General features: G+C 34.2%; 22 protein-coding genes. 1 reads left to right on the top strand and 21 read right to left on the bottom strand.

Annotation, left to right across the window (positions count from 1 at the left end; translation table 11 throughout):
- Positions 1 to 79: 79 nt before the first annotated feature.
- The 4 genes from G7Y42_RS13515 to G7Y42_RS13530 all read right to left on the bottom strand — a co-directional run bounded on the left by G7Y42_RS13515 (position 80) and on the right by G7Y42_RS13530 (position 1,899).
- Positions 80 to 328: a hypothetical protein gene (locus G7Y42_RS13515; protein ID WP_165007524.1), complete on the bottom strand. Its 249-nt coding sequence runs from the start codon at positions 326 to 328 to the stop codon at positions 80 to 82.
- A complete protein-coding gene (locus tag G7Y42_RS13520) occupies positions 325 to 495 on the bottom strand; it encodes a hypothetical protein (protein ID WP_165007526.1) in 171 nt (56 codons plus the stop codon). Before G7Y42_RS13520 ends, G7Y42_RS13515 begins: the two co-directional genes overlap by 4 nt.
- Before the next feature lie 383 nt (positions 496 to 878).
- Positions 879 to 1,601 (bottom strand): DNA/RNA non-specific endonuclease, encoded by a 723-nt coding sequence (locus tag G7Y42_RS13525; RefSeq protein WP_165007529.1) that lies wholly within the window; start codon positions 1,599 to 1,601, stop codon positions 879 to 881.
- 7 nt (positions 1,602 to 1,608) lie between these two features.
- Entirely contained in the window at positions 1,609 to 1,899 is a 291-nt protein-coding gene (locus tag G7Y42_RS13530) for a hypothetical protein (protein ID WP_165007532.1), read from the bottom strand.
- A 134-nt stretch (positions 1,900 to 2,033) separates the two neighbouring features.
- On the opposite strand from G7Y42_RS13530, the gene G7Y42_RS13535 reads away from it, so the two are divergent.
- Positions 2,034 to 2,231 (top strand): hypothetical protein, encoded by a 198-nt coding sequence (locus tag G7Y42_RS13535; protein ID WP_165007550.1) that lies wholly within the window; start codon positions 2,034 to 2,036, stop codon positions 2,229 to 2,231.
- Positions 2,232 to 2,341: 110 nt separating this feature from the next.
- Here G7Y42_RS13535 and G7Y42_RS13540 read toward each other — a convergent pair whose 3' ends face one another.
- The 17 genes from G7Y42_RS13540 to G7Y42_RS13620 all read right to left on the bottom strand — a co-directional run bounded on the left by G7Y42_RS13540 (position 2,342) and on the right by G7Y42_RS13620 (position 20,220).
- Positions 2,342 to 3,091: a site-specific DNA-methyltransferase gene (locus G7Y42_RS13540; RefSeq protein WP_165007535.1), complete on the bottom strand. Its 750-nt coding sequence runs from the start codon at positions 3,089 to 3,091 to the stop codon at positions 2,342 to 2,344.
- A 99-nt stretch (positions 3,092 to 3,190) separates the two neighbouring features.
- Positions 3,191 to 4,642 carry a DNA (cytosine-5-)-methyltransferase gene (dcm, locus tag G7Y42_RS13545; RefSeq protein ID WP_165007538.1) on the bottom strand — a complete coding sequence of 484 codons (1,452 nt, stop codon included), beginning with the start codon at positions 4,640 to 4,642 and terminating at the stop codon, positions 3,191 to 3,193.
- 101 nt (positions 4,643 to 4,743) lie between these two features.
- Positions 4,744 to 5,112, bottom strand: coding sequence for a hypothetical protein (locus G7Y42_RS13550; protein WP_165007541.1), 369 nt, complete (start codon positions 5,110 to 5,112; stop codon positions 4,744 to 4,746).
- Positions 5,102 to 5,587: a transcriptional regulator gene (locus tag G7Y42_RS13555; protein ID WP_165007544.1), complete on the bottom strand. Its 486-nt coding sequence runs from the start codon at positions 5,585 to 5,587 to the stop codon at positions 5,102 to 5,104. The genes G7Y42_RS13550 and G7Y42_RS13555 overlap by 11 nt, the downstream gene beginning before the upstream one ends.
- A gap of 103 nt (positions 5,588 to 5,690) precedes the next feature.
- Positions 5,691 to 5,951, bottom strand: coding sequence for a hypothetical protein (locus tag G7Y42_RS13560; RefSeq protein WP_165007547.1), 261 nt, complete (start codon positions 5,949 to 5,951; stop codon positions 5,691 to 5,693).
- Positions 5,952 to 6,064: 113 nt separating this feature from the next.
- Positions 6,065 to 7,696: a relaxase/mobilization nuclease domain-containing protein gene (locus G7Y42_RS13565; RefSeq protein WP_346773848.1), complete on the bottom strand. Its 1,632-nt coding sequence runs from the start codon at positions 7,694 to 7,696 to the stop codon at positions 6,065 to 6,067.
- A 44-nt stretch (positions 7,697 to 7,740) separates the two neighbouring features.
- Positions 7,741 to 8,097: a plasmid mobilization relaxosome protein MobC gene (gene mobC / locus G7Y42_RS13570; protein ID WP_206215477.1), complete on the bottom strand. Its 357-nt coding sequence runs from the start codon at positions 8,095 to 8,097 to the stop codon at positions 7,741 to 7,743.
- Positions 8,098 to 8,310: 213 nt separating this feature from the next.
- Positions 8,311 to 8,997, bottom strand: a complete 687-nt coding sequence (locus G7Y42_RS13575; protein WP_165038302.1) for a topoisomerase DNA-binding C4 zinc finger domain-containing protein — start codon at positions 8,995 to 8,997, stop codon at positions 8,311 to 8,313.
- A gap of 290 nt (positions 8,998 to 9,287) precedes the next feature.
- A complete protein-coding gene (locus tag G7Y42_RS13580; RefSeq protein ID WP_165007273.1) occupies positions 9,288 to 9,746 on the bottom strand; it encodes a hypothetical protein in 459 nt (152 codons plus the stop codon).
- A 63-nt stretch (positions 9,747 to 9,809) separates the two neighbouring features.
- Complete coding sequence (locus G7Y42_RS13585) at positions 9,810 to 10,922, bottom strand: ArdC-like ssDNA-binding domain-containing protein (protein ID WP_165007268.1); 1,113 nt, start codon at positions 10,920 to 10,922, stop codon at positions 9,810 to 9,812.
- A gap of 27 nt (positions 10,923 to 10,949) precedes the next feature.
- Entirely contained in the window at positions 10,950 to 12,806 is a 1,857-nt protein-coding gene (locus G7Y42_RS13590) for a DUF3991 domain-containing protein (RefSeq protein ID WP_165007265.1), read from the bottom strand.
- A 16-nt stretch (positions 12,807 to 12,822) separates the two neighbouring features.
- Entirely contained in the window at positions 12,823 to 14,628 is a 1,806-nt protein-coding gene (locus G7Y42_RS13595) for a VirD4-like conjugal transfer protein, CD1115 family (RefSeq protein WP_165007262.1), read from the bottom strand.
- A gap of 9 nt (positions 14,629 to 14,637) precedes the next feature.
- Positions 14,638 to 15,144: a DUF3801 domain-containing protein gene (locus G7Y42_RS13600; RefSeq protein WP_165007259.1), complete on the bottom strand. Its 507-nt coding sequence runs from the start codon at positions 15,142 to 15,144 to the stop codon at positions 14,638 to 14,640.
- Between the two features lie 116 nt (positions 15,145 to 15,260).
- Positions 15,261 to 16,460 (bottom strand): hypothetical protein, encoded by a 1,200-nt coding sequence (locus G7Y42_RS13605; RefSeq protein WP_165007256.1) that lies wholly within the window; start codon positions 16,458 to 16,460, stop codon positions 15,261 to 15,263.
- Positions 16,429 to 16,713, bottom strand: coding sequence for a hypothetical protein (locus G7Y42_RS13610; protein ID WP_165007253.1), 285 nt, complete (start codon positions 16,711 to 16,713; stop codon positions 16,429 to 16,431). Before G7Y42_RS13610 ends, G7Y42_RS13605 begins: the two co-directional genes overlap by 32 nt.
- Positions 16,714 to 17,472, bottom strand: coding sequence for a hypothetical protein (locus G7Y42_RS13615; RefSeq protein WP_206215470.1), 759 nt, complete (start codon positions 17,470 to 17,472; stop codon positions 16,714 to 16,716).
- Between the two features lie 30 nt (positions 17,473 to 17,502).
- A complete protein-coding gene (locus G7Y42_RS13620; protein ID WP_165007250.1) occupies positions 17,503 to 20,220 on the bottom strand; it encodes a phage tail tip lysozyme in 2,718 nt (905 codons plus the stop codon).
- Positions 20,221 to 20,227 lie beyond the last annotated feature (7 nt).

A 20,227-nucleotide genomic window follows, 5' to 3' on the forward strand; every position in this document is an offset into this window, starting at 1 on the left:
TCTATAACACCAAACGTCCTCATGGAACATTAGATATGCTTACACCAAATGAAAAGGAGGCTCTTTACTTTGAAAGTCTTTAAGTATCTGCTCTTTTTGTGTCTACTTTATTGACATCTTTCCATTTCATCACCTGATATTCTCCACGAACGATTCGTTCGAACGTATGAGCAGGATAATACCGCACATTGCTTTTTTCTCTATCTCTTGCAACAATTTCATCCCACATTTCTTTTACTTCTCTTGAAACTAAACAATCAATTCTTACTTTTTCTTCCACATGTGGAGCTATTAGATCCACATGTGGACTTGAATCACCTTTTTTCATTTAGAAAACTCCCTTCTTTTTTTCGTTCCGTAGTGGTACATATATTCATCCCAGGACATAAACAAATAAATGAATAAACTAGAAAAAAGTCCTAGTTGAATCATGCCAGGTAACAATCGTGTGATCATGCTTACTAAAATCAGTGCAACAATTAGTCGTTTATTCATCTTGAATTTTTTCTCCTTTTTGTTTACAATAAATTTGCTAATACTTTTAATTAATTTTCATATTTATTCCTCAGTCCTTATTTCGATAAATAAGGACTGTTTTTTGTCAAATCGCTTTAATTAACCTTTTTCAATTTTTTTGGTTATCTCTTCGAAATTTCTTGTCCCACGAATCAAACGATACTGCCTTTTACAGTTAGAACATTTCCAAATATACGTCGGGTAGAAATGCCCTTGATTTCTTCTCCTTTGGTGTTCTGCCAACTCGGAACAATCACACTTAATATAGCTTGGTGGCCAATGATATCGTTGATTGAATTGATTGATTGGAATCAAATATCTTCCCCAAAAACATTCTCGATTTGAAAATTGGTACATGTTCTTCACTCCTTAGTAGTTACTCTTGACGAACCGGTCAAATAATCGATTGTATAACTTTCTTGTGTATTGTGTATATACACATTGAACGAAATTCGATTGTCTTCAATACTTTGAGCTTCCAGTTGTACGCCTCTTGCGACAAGTTCTTTCCCTCGGAAATCAGGCGTGACACGATAGCGCACATGGTTTCCTGTTTTTCGCAAATATTCTGCGATTTGATTTTCATACTCGACCATTGACGGAGTATTAAACGAACGTGTACCTGTCATAAGATTTTTAGGATTATTGTTTTCTCCAGTCAATTGGTAACCAATCAAATGACATCGATTATATAAATAATCGCCATTTTTCATCTTCTTTTGTTTCCAACCGGTAGGATTAATATATAATCGTTCTCGTTCTTCAGTAGGCATCATACTTTTGTGTAACATAGCATTTGCTTCCCCCACGCGGTTTAAACCATCTAAGTTCGAGAACCTTTGCCATTCCCCGTTTTTCAAAGACAACTCTTCTTCAGAAAAACTTGGCTGATTGTGATTGACTGTTTTTACCTGTTCCTGTCCATTGTCTACAATAACTTCTTTCTCTGGCTTATCAACAAAAAACTGTGTTACTTCACGAAAAGTTTTACTCAAATCTACTGGTGATTGATTCCATTCAGAACCAACCACGAGCAATCCAACAAAAGCTAAAATGCCCCATAAGCTTTTTCTTTGTTTTTTCATTCTTTTTCTACCTCATTTCTTCATAGCGATTGTAAATAATAACTTTTTCAATCGGCAGTTTTCCAGTTTGTTTTTCGATTAATCGAGCTAGGATTTTTTGTAACCACTCTTGATTCGGTACATAATCTAGAAAATTGCCGATTGTAGTAAGTATCAAATTATCGGTAGAACATTCTACTAATCGAATATTTTTGTGTGGGGGTATACTTGCTACAAAATTAATGATATTTTTGTCTGTCTTTTCAAAAGAACCGATATATTCTAAAGTCCTTTCGTTGTATATATCAATTAAATTCATGATTTCCTCCTTTATTGCATTAAGCACAAACTTTATACTCAAATTATATATGGATATCCATATATTGTCGATAAATGATATGGATATTCTTATATTTTTTATGTTATATTAAATGAAGAAATGAGGTGGAGTATTTGAAAGAAACGCTCAAAACAACAGAAGCTCAAAGAAAAGCGATAAAGAAATATGAACAAAAAAATGCTGCTGAAAAACAATATAGAAATAAGAAATATGCTACAAAGAATTTTATTACAAAATTAGCAACTGACGAGGATATACTATTAGTAAAAGATTGGCTAAAACAACGTGAAGATCAAATATCTTCAGACTAACTTCTTACAATAATTACACTGTATATAAACTCCTTTTACGATAACAAAAGAGACAGTTATCTCATCTGGGATAACTGTCTTTTTTGTTTATTTCTCTCTTTACCAGTTAACTAAAACAATTCTAGCTGCGTCACATTATTCTTTATTCTATCGATAGCTCTGGTATAATAGTCTCCATTTGTCTCAAATCCAATAAAATGACGATCTGTATTGATACAAGCAATTGCAGTTGTCCCACTTCCCATACAGTTATCTAAGACAAATTCCCCCTTCTTCGAGTATGTTTTTACTAAATATTCAAGCAACTTTACAGGTTTTTGTGTCGGATGAAAAGTATTCTTTGATTCTTTGTCAAAACGCAATACATTATTCGGGTAACCAGTAAATTCTTGAACATACTCCTTTCCGGCTAAATATTTTGATTCATAGACGGTTCCTTCAGAGTATTTCCTCATCTGGCTCTCAGGAGTTTTTATTTTTTCTAACCCTTGCGGATAGTATGAAGGTGTCCCTTTAGAAAATACAGAGATTGTTTCTACAGAACGCATTGGCTGTTTCTTCGCTAGAGTGAACGCTGTCGCAGTATTCTTTATCCAATACCAATCATATTTATAATTTTTCCAATTACTCATTCGTAATTGAGTCGAAAATGGTTCTGCACCAAATAAAACAATTGCACTGTTTTCTTTCGTAACGCGTAAATAGTTCTTCCATAATTTGTCCCAAGGCAAAATTGTATCCCAGGAACATGCAGTTGTACCATACGGTAAATCACAAAGAATCAGATCAATACTATTATCTGCAATCTTTTCCATACCAATTAAGCAGTCTTCAAAGTAAATCGTATCTAATTGAATCATAGGTTTCTCCTCTACGATTCAGGCCTGAATCATTTTTTTTCAAGTCTTGATACTTATACTATAAAAACAAAATTGTACTTTAAGCTTCCCTGAATGTTCCTACAAAAGTTGAAAATTTTTTGCAATGTAGTAGATTACATCAACTGTCACACTATTACCTGCTTGCTTATACAATTGACTATCTGACATTTTCTGCTCAAAATCGCATTGATAATGATTTAAACTATTTTCCAAAATATATCTTGCAATTTCTTTACTATTAAATTTTGCAGCCAAAAAAGCCCAATCTGGAAAAGCCTGTAGACGCCAACATTCCATCGGAGTCAACTTTCGTATTTGAAAGTCATTTGTGACGACTGCTTGTTGATCACCTGTTACAAGTGTATGTGCCGATTGTTTACCTACCCGTCCCCGACGCTTATTCGATTTTGGATAAGCAAAATTGATACTGTCCCCAGCTTCCGCAATTGCATAGCCTTTTTTCGTTGCTTCTTTAACTAGAATTTTAGGCTGTTGCCCTCCTCCTTGCATCGTGTTTAACGTTGGAGATATTCCCTCAGTGGAGTAGACAGTAACAGACGATCGATAATTTCCATCAAGCTTTCCTTCAACAATAATTCCATGTCGATCTTGAGCTGTAAGTGTGAACATAGCTTCTTGATTGTTTTTTATTCTTCGTCCTTGCTGACGTATATTTCGTTTATCTGGAGAAAGTACCGGAATCGCCACTTTATTTCCCTCTCCTTTATTCGTTGTTAATGTTGGCGCAAGTCCTTCCGAACTACAGACTTGTCCATTCATCCCTCGACCACTTGGATTCACATTCCCTATAACAATCTCTTTTGGCATCTTATAATCAGTCGCTGTCAAAGTTCCGATTAAACCATCTGTATAATAGGTTCGCTTTCTTATATTTGTATTCAAATTATTTTTCTTGTTCGTTGTACCAGCTAGATTGATTTTTGCTGATTCTTGATTAGTTGATTCTTTTTCTCCCGTGAGAGGTAAAAACTTTCGGGCACTTGATTTTCTAGAATATCCGATAATAAATACTCGTTCCCTGTTTTGTGCAACAAAATCCTTGCTGTTAAACACTTGCCAGTCCACGTCATACCCCAATCCATCCAACGTTCGGAGGATTGTTTCGAACGTAGTCCCTCTTTCGTGATTAAGCAATCCCTTGACGTTTTCAAGGAATATAAAGCTTGGTCGCAGAATATGTGCGAAGCGTGCAATTTCAAAAAAGAGAGTTCCTCTAACATCTTCGAAACCTCTTCGTTTCCCCGCAAGACTGAAAGCTTGGCACGGAAATCCTCCGGTGATAATATCGACATGTCCGAATCCTCGAATAGTGTCATCTGATACTTTTGTAATGTCATGCATTTCCACCTCATTTGTTGTATCGAATATAGCTTTATAACTTTGTCTCGCATACTTATCAATTTCACAAAAACCTACACATCTATGACCCGCTCGCTCCATTCCTAATCTAAAACCTCCAACACCTGCAAATAAATCGATAAAAGTTAAAGATTGTGTTTTCTTTCTCATCCATTGCCTTTCCCACAGCTGTGTTTCGTTTATTCAAGCTTGTAAAAAAAGAATAACAATCACACTGTTGGTCAAAATGAACGAAAAAGTTGACTAAAAGTTTAAATTTTTCTCGAGCCTTTTTTATGTTGCTTTTTGTCTACTCCTGGATAAAAATGTTTTTTTTGAACTCTAAACTCGTAATTTTTAAGTTCTTCTAAAGTGAACTCCCCTACTCCTTCTTTTTGTATTTCTTGTTGTAATTTTCTCGATAGATTAGCCACAAAACTAGATTCTATTCTTTCAATTTGCTGAAGATCTTCGAGAAGCATTGTTATAGGTAACGCATATTTCCCCATTTCATTCCCAGGAATAATTATTCCATTATTATTTATCAACCAAACTTGATAAGAAATTCTTTCCTTCATCAACGGATTTTCTACTAAATTTCTAATCTTATATAATTCATAAGAAAGATCATCAATCTCCACAAGAATCATCTACTTTCTGTCCGTTTATTTGTTTTAGCACGATCAAATATAAAGCTGAAGTAAATTGAATCAACGCTTGCTTTGAATCGCTTAAAATAATATTTTTTTGGTAATGAATCCTTTCACTGACAAGAGAAACAGATAACCCATACAAATACCTCAAAAGAAAGATCTTTCTCCTTCGTTCCGTTATTTCTGGCTTATAAGGGTGAATTATTGCTAAATATCCTGTCAAAAAAATCTTATGAAGGAATAAAAATTCTTGATAAGACGGATCATCAAACAATTCTTTTGAAACATTTTCTTTGTGTAAAAAAGAATATTGCTCTTGAATTTTAGGGTTTGTTGGAATTCCCATTTTTTCTCGTGAACTCTTATATTCAGAAAGAAAGATCCCTAATTTTTCTTTTGTTTTTTCCCATTGAACAATATCTTCAGACGGCAACTGATATTTTGTAACATCAAATAATTCCATATTCCCTCCTTGACAAAAAAACATTCGTCAATTGAATAAAGTCATTCCTTTGACTATACTTTTTATGTGGAGGCGATAATAAACAAAAAAACTTCAGTAATTTTTACCCTATTTTTTCAAAACAAAAAAGCATTGGTTGATTAATACTCACCAATACTTTTTCATTAAAATTATTTCTGTTTATTTTTGTATTTTCTAGTACATTTTTTCCTATCTCAAAGCTATTTTTCCTTTCATTCGCTCTTTGAACACGTTCTTCAAATTTATTCGATTTAGACATCTTAGCGTAGTCAGCTGCAAAAGAAACAAACTGTCGCAGAGAATACTCAACATCAGACATATGATCATCCCAATCATCAGCCATGTAGTAATACATCTAATTTGCGTCAAATTGTGTTCGTCTAAAATCTGTAGGAATTGTCAAATATTCGTCTGTTTCTTTTGTTAATGCTCTTAAATAAAGATTTCTACTACTCATTATAACCGATAATTTTTTTCCGCCCCTAATTCTTTTTCTGATTCTGCTCGGATCTCACGATAATATTCAAGATCTTTTACAATGTCATTAAATGTGTTTTGGAGAATTTCTTTACTCAATTTCACAGCTTTTACTTCTTCTTTGATCTCATCAAAAGACAATGCAGACTCTTCTGAGCGTCGATTCTTTGATTCTCCAATTAATATTTCTTTTGATAATTGATTCAAATCAATAATTTTTTGGTCCAATTCTTTCAGCTTTGCTTCTGCTTCTTTTAAGGATCGTTCCAACTTTGTTTCAAGCTGTACCATCTGTTTACTATCGTTCACACCATGTTCTGCTAAAAAATTAATAGCTGCAATAATATCATCCAGTTTAGAAATAAGTGGTTCTTTCCGTAATGGAATTGTTCCATTATATAACTTCAGTTGCTTCAAAAGCGTTTCACCTGTCATATATTTATTCTTAGTAGAATTCTTCTCATTCATAAAGTAAAACATATCACTTCGCTTAAAATAAAAATTATATTCCCCGTTTTCCAATGGGTCAAGTTTGTACCCTCCAATAAATAGCTGTCCTCTTTCTGTTACACCTGTATCGATTGTTAAGTAAATTCCTTTGGAAGTTACATGATCGATTTGCCAACTTTCAAGTTTAACCAGGTAATCAAAATCATTTTTAATCGCTTGTTCTTTTTCTTCATAGCGTTCCACGACGTCATCAATAGAAAAACTCCCTTCGTTTTCTTTTAAACGTTGTTCAATTCGATCAAGATTATATTTTTCTGGATCTCGTTTTGATAAATTTCTTCCTCTCGTATTTTTTATTTGCGGTTCATCTAACAAACGAAAAGTGGACCACTTCTTAGAAAAATCAACTGATACATGAAGTGCCGCTGCTTTTTCAATAAAATCATTGATATCAGACGAATGTTCTAACAGAAAATCAAGACGTGATTTGATTTTGCTTTTATAGATTGTTTCCGTCTGCCATTTGGTATATTTCTTATGCGAGTTTTTCGGTGACTTCGTAATAATTTTTGCACCATACTTTGACGCGATTTTATCTGAGACTTGCTCAAATTCTTCTTTGGTTTTATTCCAAGTCGTTCCATCTTTTCGTTGAGGTTTTTCCCACCTCATTGATTTCCCCGTCACCATATTTGTCGAATTGACAAATATATGATTGTGCAAATGATCTTTGTCATTGTGAGTCGCAATCACAAACTCATATTCTCCGCCTGTAAATTCCAAAATTGTTTTACGCCCAATCTCATGAACTTGTTCAGGCGTCAAATTATCGTCTGGAGAAAATGATTGAATGAGGTGATAACCTAAAACTGGTTTTCCTTTCCCACCTCCATTTTCTATATTCGCTTGTTTCCATTCCATTTTTTCGATCTTTGGATTAAATTCTATGTCCGTTCCTTTTTGTTTTGACATAGTTTCTTTGGTTAACAAAAATTCTCTGGAAGCATTATTAATATCAATGATTTGATATCCCGAATAAAGTTGCTTACTCATTGTTTTATTCTCATTAGCAATATAATTGAATAAATGATCCAAGTGGCTACTCTCTCCATCCACAGTTGTTTTCATGGCATCTTCGATATATTTTTCTAGTTGACTCAAATGCTTTACTCCATGGATTGGAATTGCTTTTGTATAAACCATGCTTAAACACTTCGCTCTTTCTTGATTTCTTCTTTTAGTGTTTCTTCAACCAATCGTTTTAAACTACTCACTTCTTCAGTAAGACTCTCAATGTCCTTTTGCGAAATTTCCTGAAATTGATTCGCCAATCGAGCAATTTGATTGATATTATTTCCAACTCGATTGACGGCACTAACTAATCGTCTTAAATCAGAAAAATCTACATATCGAATCTCACCTTGGATCAAAAGTATTCTTGCAAAATTTTGAAAATTATTAAAAGGACTTCGTTTAATTTTTTTAATTAAGTAATTCCATTCTTCAGAATTAAAACGAATTCTTTTTTCAATTGGTCTTCTACGCTTAATTTTTTTACTCAACTTTGAATCGACCTTTCTTAGAATTGTCAAAATTAGCTACAATAAAAAAAATAAAAATGATTTTAGAAATTATAAAATTCACTTTTTCAAATAATTTTTAAACAAAGTTCTTTTTTCAAAGAAAAACGAATCAGACTATAGAAAAAAAAGGAGTTGGCAATTAAGCCACTCCATTTTTCTACAGTTTTAGAACACAATGCTGTGTTCTAAAACTTATTGAATAAAATATTTTGATTTTTTTATCTCTGAACGTGGTAAGTAATAAAGAACCGGAGAATTCACCGTATCAAAAAAACATGAAATTATCTTTTCATTGGATAATATTTTTATTTGTTCAATTATCAAATTTTCTTTACTGAAATAATTGAATGGTGAACCATGTCCAGTATCCTTATATACAAAATTATCTCCTTGAATCACTTTGCAGTGCTTACACGTATTTGCATAATATGATTCTCCAATCGTTCTTGAAAATCTACGTTCAATGCCATAGTGATCATGAATATAACTTTTAAAATTATCATCAAATTGATCAATTATTTCTGACCACGGAACAATATAAACATCAAAACCATAATCTGCAATTTTTAGATTAGACTTAGTTAAAAATTGAGTTTCATCATTTAATAATCCCAGGCCAGATACTCTTGTTTTGTTCTTACATCTAAAACAAAATTGTTCACCACTAATAATATTAATATGTTTTAAAATAGACACGCTTAATTCTTCAAAAGGAATTTCTTCTCGAATATCCTTTGTAAACCTACACTTAGGAAAATTATTACATCCTAAGAATTCCCCATATTTTCCATTTCTCACAATCAGTGTTCCACCACATTCTGGACAAATTTCTCTAGGCAACTCATCTTTTTTTTTGAAAAAATTAAGTTTATCAAACATGAAAAAACACCTCCAAGAGGATTTTATCACATGATAAAAATAATCTGCACTCAAAAAACGAAAACAAAAATCCACAACTTTTTTAGAGCCGGCAGGGGCGACCGAGCTTCTCCCCTGCACCCCTCTTGAGGAAAAACAAATTTTTTCCTCAAACGCTCAGACGTTTTTCACCTTTTGCAAGCATGGCAAGTGTGGCCACACTTACGATATTTTAAAAGGAACTCGATAAAAATCGAGCTCCTTTTAAATTTTTGGGGCCTGCCCCAATCCCCGTTTCGCCTACAAAATAATTACTCTGATTTCATTTTTCCAAAACAAGAATTCATCATTGAGCGAAACCAATTCTCCTGTGATTGACTTTTTTGTTCATCGAGTAACAAATTATTTGAAATTAATTTTTCGTTCTCATTTGTTTTTTCTTCATCTTGAATTTCTGGAAACGAATAATTCTGAATATGAGTTTCTTCCATAACCCCATACTCAGGATCATAACAATTTACAATTTCCTGAATCAAACCTCGGTATTCTCTGTCCGAACGAATCGACTTTATTCGTTCAACTGCTTCTTTGTACAAACTTAAGTCCACGTCCACCTCAGCTTCTTCATAAGCCTGAATCATTTTTTCAAGTCGTCGTAACATTTGTTGTTTTGGCATCGTTTTTCGTTTGCTATGAATTTTTGGCTTATCACTCATTGGATCTATCAGTAACACCTGAGCTAAGATAAATTCAAATTCTTCATTGGTCATTTTCTTCCCCCTCCTTATTTTTTCCTGTTACTAATTTCTTTTTCGTCGTCCTCAGTCGGTTATTCAATGCGTCAACTGAGGACGATTCACTTTTGGGGACTCTTGTGTCTCTTCGACTTCAGTGGATTGATTAACTTCAGATGTTGTTTCTGACGATACACTACTTTCATTTTTGACTTCTGGTCTTTTTCTGACCGATAAATCTTTTTCTTCTTGTTGTCTTTTTAGTTGCGCAAGTGCTAAGCGCTCTTCAAATTTATTTTCTGGCGGATCAATTCCATAAATGATCGTCATTTTTTTATCTAAGTGATCAATCATTTGTTGCGCTTGTTGTGTGATTCGTTCCAATGATTCCGCAAATAAATCAATGTCTTTTCCTTGCGTTGTCCAAGAAGAAAGATAACCAAACGTATACGAGCTAGAATCAATTCCAAGATGATTACAAATAATGTAAGCTAACGACTCTGCTTCAAATTCTTGTTGACGATAAGTCGAATCACCGAATATTACTTGTGAATCTGCATGCAATAACGCATGCGCAATTTCGTGAGCAAGCGTTTTCAATGTCATTTCATGACCTAAACCTTCTTGAATGATAATCTCTTTTTCTTCCACACGATAGAATCCATTTGCCTCAGAATCTATTGCTTCAATTTTCACTGGCACAGGGGATAATTCACTTAATCCTTTAAATAATTGTGAGAAACGTTTTGGGTCTTTTAAATTATCTTCTAAATGATAAACAGGTTTTGGTATTTCTTTTTCTCCTTGTGTTTGACTAACATCAAACACAGGAACCAAAAAAAATCGCTGTTCTTTGATGATATTTCCATTTTCATCTTTAACAGGATTCCCGTCTTTATCTTTTTTTATAACTGTACTTGGCGCATAGACATAAATTGCTTTTGAACCTTTTTTTACCTTTCGCTCCATTTCATTCCATTTTTTAAAACTTGCAACATAACGTGCATCTGGCTTCTGTTCCAAAATCAAGCGAACATTTTTTGAAGAATATTTATGAAATTGAGAAATAAAATTCAGATAGTTTTTAAAAGTATCACTTTCAAGATAAGCACTTATGCCTTCTTTTAAATGCATAGACAATCCCTTATAGTTTTTTGATTTTATTAATTCTTGAATTGTTGGCTGTTCATTTTTTTTCGTAAGTTGCTGCATTTCAAAAAGTTGCTCCTCTCTATGTTTTTATTTTTTTCTAGTAGAGCCTTTTTTAACTTCAGGTGTTTCTTTTGAAAGAGTTGCTTGTTCTTTCTCTATGATTGCTTGTTTTGCTCTAGCTCGTTCAACACGCTCTTCAAATTTATTTTTTGGTCTGTTCTTTTTAGTGTTAGTCAAATGAATAGTAGTTTTATGCTCTTTACCATCAATTGTTTTGTTCTGTTCCTCAGAAGTAATTGCTGATTCACTTTTGTTCGTACTCCATTGTTGATATTTTTCATTTGGATGTACCCGATGAATTTTTTCTTCAATCGCAAATTTACGTTCTATTTTTTCCGCAAATTGTTTAATCAAGTCATTAATCCGAAGCATACGTTTATTAATGCCATTCTTTATAAACAAACGAAAATCGTCTACATGTTCTTGTAAGTTATAAACCACATCATTTTTCTTCATAATTAGAGCGGTTCTTAATGTATCAGTAAAACGTTCATTTTGATGTTTCAATTCTTGGGAGAGTTTTTCTGTGACTTCTACTGCTTGTTCAATCGTTGGCTCTTTTATTTCATCTACACTATTTATATATTTTGATAGTAGTTGTTCAATTTTTGAAAAATGTTCATCAAACATTTTTTGAACTTCATCTTTTGACAGATAGTGATTTGCTGGTTGTCCTAATTCTGAAACAGTCTCTTCTAAACTTTTTTCAACTTCCCGAACAATTGCCTTATTTGCTTCTTCGATTTTCGATGAGGTAAAATTTTCTAAAACGGTTCCTTCTTGTGAATGTTTTTTTATTACGTTTTTTGATTCCATAGAAAGACCCTCCTTTTCTAATTGCTTTTTTTCTTGGTTTGATTTTTTTCGAACTAACACATCATTCCAATCGCTTTTCTTTTGTCCTGGCTCTAGTGGTGGTAAGGGAGTATTAACGGAAAAAGGCACATTCTGGAATTGATGAATAAATTCCTTGCCTGCTGAGTCATTATCTGTAGCCAAAACAAGTTGAATCAAATCATTCCTTTTCATTCTTTTTGATAGCGTATCAATAAACTCAGGCTTTTCTTCTTCAGATAAATCGACATTCATCTGATTAGCCAAAAGCTTGGCTATCGTGCTTTTTTTCAATCCATCCATCGCAAGTAGTATCACATCGCCTAATTTTTCCTTATACAGTTCGTAATAACTCATCAAATCGATAGGTGCTTCAAAGGCAATAATTCGTAACGGGCGCGCTTTTGAAATTTCTGCCCCTTCAGGAGGATTTCCTACTTTTAAAGTTAGTCCTGTGTATCCGTCTCCTAATACACGACGAAGATACCCATTCCCTTCATGCTTCTCTTGCTTCCAAAGACCACGCAATGAAACACTGGTAATTTTATTTTTACGATCTCTAGATTTAAATACCATTACTGGTTCCGTTTTACCGTCTCGTGGATCTCGATAGGTTGCTTGTGATAACAACCCTTGACGAATAAAGAAATCAACAGTTTCTGGACTGATTTTTCGTTCTTTCACCAAATAATCTTTTGTAAGAGTCATTTTTGTATGATCTTTCATAAAATAGTTGAATTCTTTTGTTTCATCTTTTCTAACTACTGCTTGACCTATCTCATAGGTAGGATCATTCAAAAACTGAATCGCTTCTTTCACACTGCACTCTTTCATTAATTGCACTAACTCAATTGGACCACCCCCTACTTGCCGAGAATTCCAATAAAAATAATTTTTTTTCAAATAAAAACGAAAGCTATCATGTTCAGCCCAATACAAGTGAGAGCCTCTACCTCCAATAGCCATACCAAGTGATTCTGCAACTGCAATAATGTCTTTTTGTCGTGCTTCTTTTAACTGCTTTTCGCGCTCATCATGCGTTCGAGTCATTTTATTTCCTCCTTATTTAACTTGCTTCAGATTCAACTGTGCCGTAGTCAATGACTTCAGGTTCCTTCGTTTGATCAAATAGTTTTTCAACCTCATTTCGATAACGTTTGTAGCGATACCAATTCGAATCTTTTGGACTATTTGCAAGTTGATCAGCCATCGGATGATTTTCCAATGAGTATTTGCGATCTTTGAATACATTTTCTTTTGATATAAAAACCAAACATTCGTCGCCTCCAATTCGGCTAATTTCATCTGGTGTAAGAAGATCTCTCCCTTGTCTTTGACGACTTTCCGAACCTCCAGATCGACTTCCTACACTATGGTTACGAATAGAAATCGTTTGTTTTCCAGCTCTTTGCGAGAGATATTTCATGGTAGCTTCTTCCTCTCCGCCTAAGAATAGTAAACTAGCACAAGTCGTTACCATAGATGCCCAAGTGTTTCTATACATTCCTTTCAGCTGGTCAAGCGCTTGTAAAACAATTACAATCGACATATTTCGGCTTCTAAATGTTGATAAAAATTTTTCAACATTCGGAATACGACCGATATTCGCAAATTCATCAAGTAAAAATCGGAATGGAAGTAACTTCATATCATCAGGTAGTTTTGTTTCTCCAGTGAGAACTTTATCTATTTTAGAGCGTAGAACTTCTGCCACTGTTGCAACAAAAATAGCAGATAAGAAGTTATACGCTGCAGACGTTTCAGGAATGATCACAAAAACAGCTGTTTTCTTCTCTATCCAACTTTCAATCTCCATCGTGTCCTCTTTGACCATATCGACAACCTGCTCATGGTCGAAAACAGAATAGCGACCTGATGCTATCGCAAGCACACTTGCACGAGTTTCAGCTTCAAATAAATCGTTGAATAAGGTCCACTGTTTATAGGCGTAATTATTTGGCCGAATCTGATTCTGTTCTTCAAACCACTCTTCCACTGGACTTGGTACCTTAGGATCTTTTCGTTTCGTAAACCGCAACATTTCTCCGATCATGGAAAGATTTGGCGTATAGTCATTGTCTTGACCGTCAAACCATAAATAAGCAATGAAGGCACGAATTAAAAGGGCTTCTGCTTGAATCCAGAAGTCCTCCCCTTGTTGTTCAGTTTTTTTAGTTCCTTCTGTTATTGCTTCTAACACACGATCAATATCCAATTCATCATGGATATAATTAAATACGTTGAAATGATCACTATTGGTTAATCGCGCAAGATCAAATATTTTGATTTGATAGTCATGATCTTTTAACATTTGCCCAGTTTCTCCAACTAATAATCCTTTGGGATCTGTCACAAAAAAACTAGCATTCATTTGCATAATATTCGGTTTAATATAATAACGTGTCTTTCCCGAGCCTGGATCTCCGATAAGACAAGTGTTTTTATTCCGTTGTACAGAATAAGGCAATCGCTCGTTCAATAATCCCATTGAAACACGCTCAGATAAAATCATATTGTATGATTTATCTTTGTCCGAATACTTCTGCATTTCAGCTTCCGTTGCATAGCGTGCAGAACCATGTTCCTCATTTGGTCGATAAATTCCTTTATCGTTCCGATAAGAATAAGCCATCATACCAAGTAAGAACCCTGTCATACTAGCTATAATCGTTAATGGTTGAAACATTAATAAATAGGTTAAAAACCCATGAATAAAGTGTTGTAAGCCCTCCGTAGAAAGAACAAAATTCATTTTTTCATAAAAATCTGAGATTGGAAGAGTCAGAATCCAATTACTCCCTGCCCAAAAGATAATTGCTAACACAATAGAAAAATAAAAATACGGTTTAAAAGGTTTCTTATAATGTTGCATGATTTCCTCCTATTTCGCTATTTTAGGGGCTTTTAAATTTGGTGCCTTTGAAAGAACACCCGTGTATTTTGCTTGGTGTTTTCGTGCATAAGCAATTCGTTCTTCAAAACTCATTGTTCCAGGGCGTTTTAATACTTTACGAGAAAAACTATCCAAATCTTTCGTAATATCCTTTAAAATCGGCTTTAAAGCTTCTGTAAGTAACTGCTGATCTTTCGTTTTAAAATACATTTTTACCCCATTCTCATCCTGTTTAAACGCAAATGAAATATCATGTTGATTTAAATACGTGCGTATTTTGTCTAAATCTACTTTTTGAGAAAGAAATTGGACACTCACTGGATCAGATTGATTTAGCAATTTATATAGCTTAGTTTCACCAGTAGAATAACGATTCAATACTTTTTCAGCCAATAATTCAGCTTTATCATTCATAATCAATAAAGACTGAAAAAATGCCTTCAGAGTGACAACTCCTTTCACATAAATTTCATGTATCGTTTCTTTTTGATCCACTCATAATCCCCTCTTTCAACTAAAAAAGACGACAGTTGCTAGAATTGCAACTGTCGCCTCTTTTAATTCCATAGACTTTGAATTGTAAACGAAGTTAAATATCAAACTAAACGCCATTACATCAATACTTGCCGATCTTCCATACTCTCAGTTTGTAGCGGTGGACTATTTTTTGTTTGCTTCAAATGCTCCGAATCTTCTTCAGATACTTGATTTCCTTGTTGAACCGTACTAAGAATTGTATTTAAATTTTTTTCAAAGTTTTCTCCTAATTTTTCTCGCCTTTCTTGGAACATAGATATCCGAAGTTGAACAATCTGCTCTATTTCTTCCGTTTGACGTTGATATTCTTCAATAATCCGTTTTTTCGCTTCTTTTTCATATTGTCTTATTGTATCCATACGTTGCTTCTGTGTTTCCTGTTCAAAACATGCATTAATCGCTTCTAATTCCTTCTGATGTCTTAAATTTTCTTCTTCAATTGCCTTTACACGTTGATTTGTAAGCGTCTGATCAATCAGTTCCAACATACGTTCTTCCTCTTGACGAACAGTCGAGGAAACTTCTGTCTCAATTAAGTCTCGTTTATCGATCAACTGGATTTCATTCTGAATATTCTTCAACTCTTGATCAATAAAGGCATTTAACCGCTGTTCAAAACTCTTGGCTGTAAAAGGAGTCGGTTGCTTAATTACTTCTCGCTCAATGATTGTTAGTTTGCTCATTTCCTCAGACATTGATTCTTTAGTTAAAGGTTCAGAAACCAAATCTGAATGCTTAATTTCTGAAATAACTTCCGTTACAGGTAATTTTGATTCAAAATCTGTATTCGAATGTTCAATCGCTTCCATGTTCATATCCTTCTCGAGAGAAGATTTTTCATGAATTGATCTTTCTTCTTCAGATTCTTCTAAGGGACTATCTAGAATTTCAGGTACTGGGGCATAATCTCCTACTTCTTTTTGAGCAGAAACAACAGAAATAGACTCTTGTTCTGTTTTTTCTTCCACATTCAAGATAGATTGATCAAACGGTACTGGTTTCTTTGTATAAAATTCATACAAATGCTCATCAAAATCTGTTTCAAGAGATATAGGTAAGTCGATTTTAGTTGCAAATAAAGTTTTTCCTTTATGATTTTTTTTCACTGCTACAACAGAACCACATTCCCCTCGTTCAAAAAGGCGTGCATTTTCTTGTTCTACCCAAGAAATAAGTTCAGACACACTCGTAATTTCTTCTAATTCTAAGTTTTTTACAGAAATAAATTCGAAAATCTCTTTCTTACGATTCATTAGTAGTGATAATAGTTTCATGAACAAATTCCTCCTGAACCATACTTTCTTTTGAATCTATTCGACCATTATTTTCTGAGAACATAGCGGTTAATTCTGACATAGTCATATCATTTTCAACCAAAAGACTAGAGATAAGATCTGCGTTTAAAAACTTCAACTCTTCTTCTTTTTTCTTTACCAGTTTTTTTGCCTTTTCTAAACCTATTTTGGCTTTTTCTAGTTCTTGTTCAACTTTTTGTTGCTTCTTTTCAAGATCTTTCAACTTAGCCATTTACTGTACACTCCCTTCTAACTGTTCGTTCCTTTCAACGGATTCCTTCGTTGATTGATTTTCTGTCGAATCAGATGTCTTTTTATCTGTCTGTTTTTCATCTGTGAATGTTGATTCTTCTGGGTACTCAACTTCCTCATACGTATTACTTGAACTTCTGACACCAGTAGAAGTCAATAGGACACTTTCAATCGCATGAACTAAATATTTGTCACCTTGCTTCGTGAAGGTAATTTTTAATGTTTCCTCTTCTTTATTATCGATCAAAGCTCCTTTTGTCGTGCCTTTTTCTAAAAGTTGTGTGTTATGATATTGTACTTGAGCAATTGCTACGGATTCTAATGGGTCAATGTAGATAGTTGCATTATCAAACACTTGATTGATCACATACCCCTTATAGGCTTGATTAATCGGTAAATCTTCGTTGCTTGTTTCTTGCTTGTACATTGCTTCAGTCATAAGCGGTTTATATCGATTACGGTTCTCGCCAAGATCCCGCTTAGTAAAATAGGCAATCAAGAAGGTTTCAACATCTTCAGTTTCCAATAATTTTTCGTCTGACATTTCTTGAATTTGTTGCTCAATTTTTTCCGCCTTTTTCGTCTCTTCCGAATTTTCTTTCATATTCGGACTCGCTTGTCCTAATACAAAACCAAACACAATTGAAATCGCAGCAACTCCGATTAAAATCGCTTTTTTTAATATCTGTATTCTCTTTTCGTTATACATAAAAAAGTCAAGGCCCTCTCTTTCAAGCATGGTCCTTAACCGTTTTTCCCTCCTAATCCATTATTTTTTTATGCCCAAAATTACAGCTGGATCCATCAAACTATTAACGGATAAATCCGTGGAAGTAGAATACTCAAGGTGCAAGTGAGCACCAAAACTATTTCCTGTATTCCCTACAAGACTTATGATATCTCCTTGCTTCACTTGATCACCAACTTTAACTTTCAGTTGAGAATTATGAGCATACAAACTACAATGACCATTTTTATGTTTTATTCGAACGTAATTCCCCCAAGAATAGTGATACTCAGCAGCAATAACTTCTCCATCGGCAATCGCTTTAACAGGAGTCCCTTGAGTAGATGCAAAATCAAGTCCTCTATGAAAATCTACAGATCCGCCTAAATATCGATTCCCATACCAAGAACTAATTTTCGGTGGATCAATCGGTAAAATATAATTTCCATCACCTGCAGTACGAGTGAAATATTGATACCAATTTTCAGCTGCTTGAATGCGTTCTTGAAGTTTATCTCCAGGGTTGCCTTCCCACCTCATCAAAAAATATCTAGTAAGCTCGGCAACGGTATCCCCTGCTTTAGCACTTAACGTGTTTTTCAATATTGTTCGATACCCTGGCGTATCCCCATTCAACATAAAATCTAGTTGTAATGGTAATGTATACCACTTCTTTTTCTTTTGCTTGGCAAAGTCCAGTAACAATGTATGGCGTGTGCTACCATCCGTTGTATCGGTCCATTGACCTAATCCTAACCCTCGATGTAAAATATTAGGGTACTTCCCATAAATATCCATTCCGCCCATAGACAACCAAGCTGAATTATCCCAAGAATCTTTTGAGGCCCCAACTGGTGGAGAAAGATAGTCTCCCTCTGCTCGCTTAGGATTAATAGAACTTTCGACATCAAAATTTCCTAACATTGCCACAATTCCTTTGTCGTCATAGCCTAGCTTTTTCAGTTGAGTACGAATATATTTCGCATTCTTTAAACGATCTCCTTCTGGTTCAAAATTTTCCGTTATAACTGTAGTTTGCAGATAAGTCACTTTAGGAAAATAAAAAGCAGGATTTACACGTCGCCACTTATTCTGTTCCGTATCATATTTTTCATATGATATGGTTATTACGTCACCAGAGGCACGACCAATCGTTTCCTCTGACTCAACAGTCTGATTGTTTTCATGTCGTGGAGCAGTAACTCCTGTAAGAAAAATTCTTTGATCCTCTTCACTTTCTATAATTACCTGCTTTTGATCCTGAGTCCATCGAATTTTTCCACTCATGGGTGCTAAAATATCTTTATTAGATTCTACCTTCACCTGTATGTTTTTATGAAGAACCAGTTGCTCTCCAGCTACTTCATACCCATATCTTCTAGCAATTGGTAAACTGTCGGTTTCATACGGAAAGCTTAATGAACTACTCATCAAATAACCAAATTCATTGACTAGCTCTCGAAGTTCCTCATATTCCTCTGGTTTTAAATAATAGGGCGAATCTTTATCCTTCATTAGGTCATCCATAGAGGTAAACGTATAGTCCCCCTCTAAATTATTCATATCTTTCCATAGATCAGATAAATATTCTTGAAATGTTTTGAAACGATACCAAGCAATTCGGTCTGTCATTTTATAATCCTCATACTTATAATTCATATAAAACATAACATCATCAAAGTTCGTATAAAACAAATACGTATCATCACTATGTTCAGCATCTTCTTTTGTCATATAAGTCCAAGAGTCAGTTAAATCAAACTCATCTTGATAAATTGTACTTGGCATTGAAGAGCCGAAAATCGCAAACAAGAACATTAAGAAAAGAAGAACACTACCTATTATTGCTGCATTTTTCAATTTTAATGGCGCATTAACGACACGAACAATACTTCCAGTGATTCTCGAAGCCGTACGTCCCAATCGACTCATTTTTAGACGATGTTTGAAATTTCTTAGTTTTTTTGCTGTTTGACGTACTTTTGAATGCTCGACTGGCGTTTTTTGAAATCCTCTTCCTCTAACAAAATTATAGGAACGATTAGCCACCCCATAAGTACCTTTTCCTGCTTTTATAGTAACTCTATGAGAGCCTTTGACTAAATATTTTGTTGATTGGTACATGTGTGTGCGTTGTCGGCTTCCTTGGCGAATTTTTACTCCCTCACCCAAAATATCGTCTTGCCCAGCAGATTTCTCTACTTTTCGGCGAGCAGATGCGACCGTTGTTGTTTTTGCTACATTATTTAATCTTGTTGGATCAGCTTTCTTGGTACGCTTATAGATTTTTTTAGCAACTTTACGATCAACTCTACTGTCTTTAGCAGCCACTGCTGATTCTTCTGCTTTCTTTTCCAGTTTTTCTTTCGAGTAATCAAATGCTTTTCGTATACTACTTGACTCATCTGGGGCAGATTTTGAAAAAGCATGAACTAACTTTCGATCCGCTTGTGCCTCTTTTTTCTTCAGACTATAATGTCTCTTTGCTTGTTTATAGGTTTTCCGACTATTTCTCGTTGCTGTTTTAGGATTTAAGGTAGCGTTCTCTTTCACCCCAAGTTTCACTCTTTCACGAACACTTTTAGAATCACTTGGATGAATTTTTACTCTATTACGCGTTCCTTGGTATTTATCAGAGTCTTTATTAATACTAAATTTTGCCTTTTCCCTACTAGATGAATAACTAGAAAAAGCAGAAGAATTTTTCTTTCCTTCTGCTTTTTCCTTTTCATAATGATTGAATTTGTCTTTTTTACTCATAAGAAAT

It is taken from the genome of Enterococcus sp. ZJ1622 (assembly GCF_011038845.1).
Classification (GTDB): domain Bacteria; phylum Bacillota; class Bacilli; order Lactobacillales; family Enterococcaceae; genus Enterococcus_B.